Origin of the sequence: Bacillus sp. AFS023182, assembly GCF_002560575.1 — a bacterium.
GTDB lineage: Bacteria > Bacillota > Bacilli > Bacillales > Bacillaceae_G > Bacillus_A > Bacillus_A arachidis.
Map to the genome: position 1 here is coordinate 1 of NZ_NTRO01000061.1, position 8,904 is coordinate 8,904.

Consider the following 8,904-nt stretch of genomic DNA (forward strand, 5'->3'; position numbering starts at 1 on the left):
TTTATCTTTGCACCAGAACCCCCGAATCTTATACCCCTTCATAGCATTATCACTCATAATTTTTTTCAATAAGGTAGACTTGCCGGCTCCCATTTTACCAATTACAACGCCGTTATAACTTTTTCGTTTTGCATCTTTATGGAACAAATCAAAAATGACACTCCCCTTTGTTTTGGTTGTGCCATAGTAAGTCCCATATGGATCATTTAAGAATGTAAAATGAAACGGAAACCCTCCCGCTAAAGAAAGCGCCGGTATTTCTTTCCCACTTCGTTTATTGATATATTTCTTTTGCATCTCAAAACTTGATGTAATTGATGCCCATTCATATTCTTGTTCATTTAAAAAGATGGCGCCTCTAAAGTTGTAAGACTCAAGTGTTTCCATGACTTCTTTTGCCTGTTTTTCTAACTCTGTCATCGTTCGTGCTGAAATATAAATACGTAAATGTACTCGTTTCAGCACCTCTCCTTTGGATACTTGTTGATATAATGTTTCTAATTCGTTAAACTGTTGTTCCGCTTCAATCCGTTCAATATTATCTTTCGCGTTCGCATGTCGAACGCTTTGTTCTGCCATTGATTTATTAATCGATTCAACTACGACTTTTCGGCTGTCACTGATAATATCAAGCGTTGTAATGACATTCGGCATATTCATGATTGGTTCTAACCAAAAGTCATTTACTGTTGTCTGATACCCGTATACATGAATGCAAGTTTGTAATCCGTCTCCACCTTGAACATATACTTCTTTAAAGTGAATGCCCCCTTGCGGTTGAATCAAGGAAACCAATTCCTTATTGATTTGTTTCTTTTCTTTTTTCTCTTCGTTCTTTTGTTTTCTCTTAAAAAACTGAAGTACAGACACGCTCATCACCTCTTCTTATTTTTTCGTACCAATTTTTGAATTTTGATTATGCAACTTATATAAAATTTCTATCTTCTTTTCCTCTTCCATATCTAATAATGGTATGCATCGTTGCAAGTACCGTTTTGACGATTCCACCCGTTCTTTCACAACAAATTCGTTCTCACCATACACAAATAAAAAGTACTCCCGGTTTGTGCGCCCCCATTCTAAATACTGAAGTTCTTTCAATTTTTGTACGAGAAAGCGTTCGTATAAGGGATTCTGACATGTTTCAATCTTCTTCAGTAGAAAACGTTGTTGCTGTTCCGTAGAGACTGGAAAATTCATAGATACAATCTTGATGGACTCTTGGTACGATTGATAATAATGTGCAAGGTAATAAATCGCATATTCTGCTTCTTCTTCGTTCATCGAATAAATATCTGTACCCTGGATCTGTAAAATATCTACAAAACCTTGTTCTTCTCGAAATTCAAAGACACCTGATTCTGTTATATCAATAATGGGAATCACCTCAGCAATACTTTTTTTGATATGAGGTGGTTTCTCTTTCTTTTTAGCTTTTTTTGTTGTCCGCTCTTTTTCCGTCTTCCCTTTTCTTCCCGAATCCTCGTCAATCCTCGCTGTTTTTTTCACAACATCTTTTTTCTTCTTTCCAAGATGTTGCATCAAGTTTTTCTTCTTTTTCTTTACCGGTATTTCTTCTTCTCTCAAAGGAGCAACCGTTGGTTGTGCTTCTTTTTTTTCTTGAAATCCTTTGATTTTTACGACTCCCCCCGGCTTTTTTTCTTGCTTTGGCAATTGCGGGGACGGCTTGGCTTCGCTCTTCTTTCCTACCCCGTTATTCATTTCTTTTTCATTGAATAATGCCATTTCATTTCCTCCTTTAGTCTTGTTCCTGGTCAATTGCACAATACGTAGAGCGTTTTCGAGCTAACATAATAAACAGTACCTCAAACATCCGTTTTCGTGGGTTTGTATTGGGACGAACAATTAAAAGGACACCTACAATCAACATAAAAATATAATAGGGAATTTGAAACATCGGATGAACCAAGGGCTTAGTCGTCATGGTGAAAACCACAAGCCCTATAATGAACAAGAGATCAAAAAGATATAACACTTTGTTGATTTTCAATTCCGTTCGTATTTCTTTTGGAATACGATAGTTTGCCATTTTCATTTCCTCCTTTTAAGACGAAAAAAATAAGCATTCTTTGTATGCTTATATTGTTTTTCCTATGAATCTTTTCTACGATTTTTTTGGGGATTTGGATTTGGGTTTTCATTTTGATTTCCACTCTTATTTTGACGTTTGTTTCGGAAACTTTCTCCTGTATTTTGTCCAAGTTGATAAGAACGTCTTGTTCGTTGTACTGTTGGAGAATTATGAAATGCGTTAGAGATACGATCCTTTGCATATTGACCAATCGTACGATTTTCTCTTTGCGGTGCCGGAATATCCTGGGTAGAACTTGGTGTTGTATCTACTGGACGAGATGAACCTGAAGAGCTTTCACCACTTGAAGCTGTTCCGCTATGACTTGGCTGAGACGGTTCTGGTGCGCTTGATGGTGCTCCGCTACTACTTGGTTGTGCTCCGCCTGATACACTTGATGGCGCTCCGCTACTACTTGGCTGTGATCCGCCTGATGCACTTGATGGTGCTCCACTACTACTTGGTTGTAATCCACCTGATGTACTTGATGGTGCTCCGTTATTACCATTCGCACGATTTTTATTTTCTACTGTATTCCCCTTATTTTGAGAAGGTGTAATCCCTTGCGTTTTGGAATCATTCGCTCCTCCTGCTGTGCTTTTTGTTAAATTAGCTGAAGATCCATGTTCTCCATTTTGAGCATCTTTATCAAAACCGGATGATTTGATTTCATCTTGCAAGGACACAGCGCCGTTACCTGCATCGCCTTGGGACGCTTGATTATTTTCTTTTCCATAACTGGATTGATCTATTTCATTTTGTAAAGACGCATTATCAGTTCCCGTTGCGCCTCCCTCGGCACCGCTTTGCTTTTCCTTGCTTTCTGTTCCATTTTCCTTAGCATTTTGTTCTTTGGATTGTTTCTGATTTTCTTGTTCACTACTGCCTGTTTTCCCTGCATTTTTATATCCACTTGCTATACCTGCGGCACCTGCACCTGCTTGCAATGCACCATTACCTGCACCTTTTAACATGTTACCAGCTTTGGACGCTATATTGCCGCTTGCTTTACTAATCCCTTTTCCAAGTGCGTATCCACCAGCAACGGCTCCCCAACCATTTTGCAACCCTGCGTCAATCCCAAAAAGACGTTCACAAATGACGGGACCATCTACAACCGCAAGGCTCAAACAAATTAAAGCCACGACATAAGCGATTCCATTTACATTTTCATGAATATAGTTCATACCAATAAGGTAGAGCTTTAATGAAAGAAAAATCATAATCATGATGAGAAAAGTATTTAAAATATTCATTAGGATATGCTTTGTTTTTTGTCCATTTGCCACATCCGCCGGCGCAACTAAGTTTGCTAGAATGTAGTTGAAAGTTAGTTCAAAGCACAACTTTCCAAGTTTGATTGCTGTAAATAGTAATGTCATACCAATTACAAATAATGAGGGAGCGATTTTCCAGAAATCCCAGTCCCAGCGGTAATATTTATCTGGCCAAAAATCAAACCAACCATTTTTCAAATCTACTAGTACTTCTTTTCCATCTGGTGCAACACTAAGTTTTTTTTCTAAAACCTTTTGTCCTTTCTCAGTTATACTTTTATCTTTACTAATTTTAAAATCCTTATCAATCTTTTCTAAAATATCTATTCGCCGGATATTTTCCTGCGAAATTTGATTTGTTTCTTTTAACTTAGTTGTTTTCCATTCTCCTATATCAAATTGCGCTACATCTGTAAGACCCTCTTTTATAATCTTTTCACTAGTAGTTCCATCCCCTTTTAGATTTACGGCATGAATTGCCTGATCTGTAAATTTATTCGCTTGCATCATTGCTGTACTTAGTAACACGATTACCCCCATACTAATAAAAATGTTCACTGCAATCTGTTCACGGTTTGTTTTGCGATTGAAAATTAAAGTATATCCAATATAAATGAGCGAAAACGCAAATAACACATAAAAGAGAGGCTGAAAGTCTCGCACAAAAGATTGTACTTCTTCTGATGCAAATAACGTTTTGACTAACAAAATTTTATCTGTAATTCCTTCTAATGCATCCACCAAATACGATAACCCTAAAATAATCATCCAACCAATCGAACGAAGAATATAATTCGTAAATCCACCAATTTCTAAGTATTCACTAAATGTTTTTAGTATTTCTAAGACTTGCTCATCATTCATGGTTTCACCTTCTTTCACTTAGGCTTCAAATACTTCTTGTATCGTCATATCAATGTGTTCATCCACTTCATCTACCCGTATGATAATTGGCGCTTCACCGATTCTGCCTGGCTGTAAAACAACAACACCATTTTTAAGCCCAATCATTACTTCTCTTCCCGCTATTACTCGATCCCCGTAAGCTTGTAAAATTTGTTGTAAGGAATTGGTTACTTGCATCAGACTTCCTCCTTTACACCTTCTTTTTCTAGTAAACTATCCATAATTTCACCGTATTTTCCATTAATCAAACGATACGTATTCTTATCGATTTGTCCTGTCGTCACTAATATTTTTAGATCTTCTATAAAGCTTTCCATTGTACTTGCCTGAATATCCGCTAATGACCTATTCCATTGCTTCATACATTTCTTTTCAATCACACTCCAAATGGAACGATGCGTTTCAAAGAATTCTTCTGCTGTTTTTTGTTTCCAATTTTCTAAGGTAAGTGGTTCAAATACATGAGCTGATTCTGCTACTACAACAGGTTCTGACGAATATGCTTCTTCAGGAGTTTCAATTTCTTCATCAATATCCGCAAATTGTGGTTCCTCAGGCTCTTCCTCCGCTGGAACTGGTACAGGCTCTGACTCAGATTCTGGTACAATTTGTTTTAGCTCTTCTGAATTACCAGTTGACTCCTCTTCTTGTTTTGGGAAGAAATCAATGATGAGATCCCTTGGATTCACATATTCATGTAAAGAACGAATGTCGATATCTAAAATGGATTGATCCGTATCAAAGTCATCTCCTAAGTACTCCCAACGGTATTTCATGACCGTTTTCCCTCGGTTCAGAATGGGAAACGGCTCTATCTTTTCAAACTTATTATCCCGACGCTTCATAAAGCGTATCACTGCACTTTCTCCTTCTTGGAATCTCATTAACTCAGTTGGCGTTAATAATGGTTTTGTATCTATTCCTTCCGTTTTGCTCTTATCAATTGACAACCCTTTCCCACTCCGAGATAAAGAATTGATTGTTTGATTCCCTAACTTTTCGGATATTTCTTTTGCGGTTTCTTTATTACCCGATTGAATATAAATTTGATTTCCACAGTTATCTTGAATGGTTGTACTTGCATCTCCATATTTCATTTTCAACTGCGGAAGAGCTTGCACAATGAGGTTAAATCGGATGTTTCGTCCTAAACATACTGTCACAATATTCCCCATATCATCAATCGCCGGCATATTTCCAAATTCATCCAAAAAGAAAATTACTTCCCTATGACATTTCCCACCACGAGCTAAACCAGCATATTTGGATAGCACAAAATATAGCTGCCTAATAAAGATAGAAGCAATCACATGATTACTAGAATCGTAATCTGGAACAATCATAAAGACCGCAATCGGTTTCTTGAAGAGGATAATGCTATCAATCTGTAATCCATCTTGTTTTTCGACAACTTTGAATGTCGTTTTACCTGTATCCTTGTTAACTGTTTGAATTTCTATAATCGTTTTCTTCTTTGTTTTGCCTTCCATCACATGAATACGCTGACCTTTTTTTACACTTTGCTTAAAGTTCAACTCAAAGCGTCCTTCTGTATCCGTTTTGACACTTTCTTTGGAACCATCTGGGAAGATTATTTGTACCCGTACCCGTGGTGTCCCTTTTCCTTGTAGGCTTTTCCCAAAGCCAATTCGTTTTAAGTCGATACTATTACGAGACGTCATTTTCGCAATGCCATCAAAAGTAAAGATAGACAGTTTGCTCATTGTGGTACTAAAGATACTTCCTCGTGTTGTCCCGCCTTTTGCGAAGCTAGAAGTTGCATATTGCATCTTCGCAACACTCTCAGCAGGAAGCATTTCAAAATATATATCTAATGCATTTTGTGTATTTCCTTTCAGATCAATCACAATTTCTTTTGAACCAAGCTCCGATAACATATTTGCAACGGCATACATCGAAATTTTATCCTCTGTCTTTTCCTGGATACATTTATCTATAACTGCTAAAATCAACGCATTACATAAACTCATTGCACTGTTATTCCAAAATGGATCTTTCACATTTGGATTGTAATAAAGTGAAAATGATAATGTATTACAAAGTGTTTGAGCCGTCGCTGTGTCTCCCTGTTTATAAGCATCTTTGATAAGCTGAAGCAAATTATAGCTCATCGACTCTAACGGGTTAATTAAATTTAACACTTCAATATGAAAACCCCGTTTTTCCAATGTTTTTTTTGAAGCCGCCAGGAGTTCACCCTTCGGATCATTCACGATTAAAGACGGCTGGATTTCAGCACGGGAATATGCATCAATTGTTGGAAATACATAGGTTTCCCCTTTACCAGACCTCGTTGTCCCGATGATTAAATTACTAACAGCGCCATCATCTATAAGTAGCTTTCCTGCTTTTGCACTCTCTTTTAACTTTTTAATTTCTTGCCATTTTTCTAATCCTTTTGCTTCCATTACTTTTTTTACTTGTCGTAAAATGGATTTCACCGAAATTTCATCATACCTAGAAATGACCACACCGCCTTTTCCTTCATATCGTTCTGTTTTCTCTGGAATTGAGCGATATTGTTGTTTTACTTCATCGAGTGTTGCAAAGCGGGAGGAATCTTTTTGATTTTGATTTAAATCTTTAAAGCTTGAACGAATCTTGTAGGTGAATTGTATGGTGCAAAAACTCGCAATCAGGAATAAGATTAGATAAATTAGCAACGAATGTTGAAAGGTATATAGATCCTCTATCCCAATATGAAAAGGTTTGGGATGTAATAAATCAGAAAAGGTTGTTTTCACTAGCTCTACGATGACGTTTCCTAGAAAATTTACGATAAGAAAGATTCCACCAAATAAAAAAGTACTCATTGGGATGAGTACTTTCCATTCAGCTAATTTATATTTCAATGGTGGCTTTGGATTCACACTTTCAGACATTTTCTTGCTCTCCTTTTGTTTCCACTATATTTTCTTGATTCAAAAGCTCCTGTACAATATCTTGTGTAACTTGTTGTAAAATCACAGTAAACATAAGAAATCCTAAAACAATAGCTCCGGTTACAACAGTGATTTGTGTAAAAAGCATCGTTATTGTCGCTCCCTGTTTTCTAATAGAATCTTCAGTTCACTATAAAATGTCCATTGCTTATATCCAATCCGAAGAAACAGTAAAATTATAGGTGTTGATAGTAACAAAGCCATTAAAAACGCTACATCAGTTATATTTTGCTCCTCTACAAAGATCATACTAGCAATTAAACCAACTGCTACTATTATGGCTATTGGAATATCTAGTAACAACATTCGTTTCGTTAATTTTCTTTCCATCATGCCCCGTACAAATAAAATCATTAAAATATAAAATGCACAAAAACCTAGGATTGCGTCTACTGTCTGATTTTGTGTCCATTCATAACCAGAATGATTGATTCCCCAAATGATATAAACAATTCCTAATACACCTAACAACACGTAAATTCCTGTACTTACCTTTATACCAAGCGTTATCCACCTTTCCATCCTCATACGCCTCCTTGATCTTCTTTAATACAGTATAGGTATACGAAAAGAGCTGGTTGAAGGTTCAACCAGCTTGTTATATTTTTACAATAAACCCCAATTCAGACTTAAAGGTTATTCATCGATTAAGCATGATGAATTGAGGAAATTCAATATCAATTTCTATTGGTGGTAATGTTTGAAAACTTGCGATTACTTTTGTATTAGCTTCTTTCATTTGTTTTAAAAATAATACAAACCCATTTACTTCTTCAGCAAATAAATAAAATGCTTCATCAATTATTACAAAGTCATGTTTTTTAGCTAAACCGATTATTTCTTTGCTCAATTCCACTTTCGGACAGGTTCGATTGCACAGGTTTATAACATTTAACTTATCTCCTTTAAATGATTCTTTAAGATCTTCATACTCACCAATAAAATCTAAAACCATTACGTTATCCAACTTGATAGCAAGTTCTTTTAAAGTTGTTGTTTTACCTGTAGCAATACCGCCAACAATCTTTAAATTTCCATTTATGTTCAATATCTCATTTATTTGAAACATGTTGTATCCCCCTTTTATATCATTCTTTATACACAAGTTGGTTGAATTCCCAACCAACTTGTGTCTTTTTTCGTCTTAACTGACGTGAACTTCATATTTTCTTCAATATTTAACTCATACAACTACCGGAGGTTTTGGCTTATCTCCTCCGTCCTTTGGTGGATCCACTGGCGTTTTTGGTTTCTCTGGCTCTGTTGGTGGTTCTACTGGCGGTTTCGGCTTCCCTGGATCTGTTGGTGGCTCTACTGGTGGTTTTGTATTTCCTGGATCCGTTGACGGTTCTACTGGTGGTTTTGGTTTCTCTGGCTCTGTTGGTGGTTCTACTGGTGGCTTTGTATCTCCCCGATCCGTTGGTGGTTCCACTGGTGGTTTTGTATCTCCCGGATCCGTTGGTGGTTCCACTGGTGGTTTTGTATCTCCCGGATCCGTTGGCGGTTCCACTGGTGGCTTTGTATCTCCCGGATCCGTTGGCGGTTCCACTGGTGGTTTTGTATCTCCCGGATCCGTTGGTGGTTCCACTGGTGGCTTTGTATCTCCCGGATCCGTTGGCGGTTCCACTGGTGGCTTTGTATCTCCTGGATCCGTTGGTGGTTCTAC

8 protein-coding genes and 2 pseudogenes are annotated in these 8,904 nt (G+C 37.1%); all 10 read right to left on the bottom strand.

Annotated features, from left to right (window positions below; all coding sequences use genetic code 11):
• Positions 1 to 876, bottom strand: a pseudogene (locus CN288_RS22330) (VirB4 family type IV secretion system protein); the annotation flags it as partial.
• Positions 877 to 885: 9 nt separating this feature from the next.
• A complete protein-coding gene (locus tag CN288_RS22335) occupies positions 886 to 1,746 on the bottom strand; it encodes a hypothetical protein (protein ID WP_098303119.1) in 861 nt (286 codons plus the stop codon).
• 13 nt (positions 1,747 to 1,759) lie between these two features.
• Entirely contained in the window at positions 1,760 to 2,050 is a 291-nt protein-coding gene (locus tag CN288_RS22340; protein WP_098303120.1) for a DUF5592 family protein, read from the bottom strand.
• A 62-nt stretch (positions 2,051 to 2,112) separates the two neighbouring features.
• Positions 2,113 to 4,233, bottom strand: coding sequence for a pLS20_p028 family conjugation system transmembrane protein (locus tag CN288_RS22345; RefSeq protein ID WP_098303121.1), 2,121 nt, complete (start codon positions 4,231 to 4,233; stop codon positions 2,113 to 2,115).
• Positions 4,234 to 4,251: 18 nt separating this feature from the next.
• Positions 4,252 to 4,452, bottom strand: a complete 201-nt coding sequence (locus CN288_RS22350) for a hypothetical protein (protein ID WP_098303122.1) — start codon at positions 4,450 to 4,452, stop codon at positions 4,252 to 4,254.
• On the bottom strand, positions 4,452 to 7,178 hold the full coding sequence (locus CN288_RS22355) for a VirD4-like conjugal transfer protein, CD1115 family (RefSeq protein ID WP_255260033.1): 2,727 nt from the start codon (positions 7,176 to 7,178) through the stop codon (positions 4,452 to 4,454). Before CN288_RS22355 ends, CN288_RS22350 begins: the two co-directional genes overlap by 1 nt.
• Complete coding sequence (locus tag CN288_RS28985) at positions 7,171 to 7,326, bottom strand: hypothetical protein (protein WP_176527719.1); 156 nt, start codon at positions 7,324 to 7,326, stop codon at positions 7,171 to 7,173. Before CN288_RS28985 ends, CN288_RS22355 begins: the two co-directional genes overlap by 8 nt.
• 2 nt (positions 7,327 to 7,328) lie before the next feature.
• A complete protein-coding gene (locus tag CN288_RS22360) occupies positions 7,329 to 7,760 on the bottom strand; it encodes a hypothetical protein (RefSeq protein ID WP_098303123.1) in 432 nt (143 codons plus the stop codon).
• 118 nt (positions 7,761 to 7,878) lie between these two features.
• Entirely contained in the window at positions 7,879 to 8,307 is a 429-nt protein-coding gene (locus CN288_RS22365) for a hypothetical protein (protein ID WP_255260034.1), read from the bottom strand.
• Between the two features lie 114 nt (positions 8,308 to 8,421).
• A pseudogene (locus tag CN288_RS28990) lies at positions 8,422 to 8,904 on the bottom strand (SdrH family protein); the annotation flags it as partial.

Bases quoted from the DNA above. Each gene is read 5' to 3' on its own strand.
- CN288_RS28985 (WP_176527719.1), bottom strand. From the start codon at position 7,326: ATGCTTTTTACACAAATCACTGTTGTAACCGGAGCTATTGTTTTAGGA.
- CN288_RS22335 (WP_098303119.1), bottom strand. From the start codon at position 1,746: ATGGCATTATTCAATGAAAAAGAAATGAATAACGGGGTAGGAAAGAAG.
- CN288_RS22365 (WP_255260034.1), bottom strand. From the start codon at position 8,307: ATGTTTCAAATAAATGAGATATTGAACATAAATGGAAATTTAAAGATT.
- CN288_RS22355 (WP_255260033.1), bottom strand. From the start codon at position 7,178: ATGTCTGAAAGTGTGAATCCAAAGCCACCATTGAAATATAAATTAGCT.
- CN288_RS22350 (WP_098303122.1), bottom strand. From the start codon at position 4,452: ATGCAAGTAACCAATTCCTTACAACAAATTTTACAAGCTTACGGGGAT.
- CN288_RS22360 (WP_098303123.1), bottom strand. From the start codon at position 7,760: ATGGAAAGGTGGATAACGCTTGGTATAAAGGTAAGTACAGGAATTTAC.
- CN288_RS22340 (WP_098303120.1), bottom strand. From the start codon at position 2,050: ATGGCAAACTATCGTATTCCAAAAGAAATACGAACGGAATTGAAAATC.
- CN288_RS22345 (WP_098303121.1), bottom strand. From the start codon at position 4,233: ATGAATGATGAGCAAGTCTTAGAAATACTAAAAACATTTAGTGAATAC.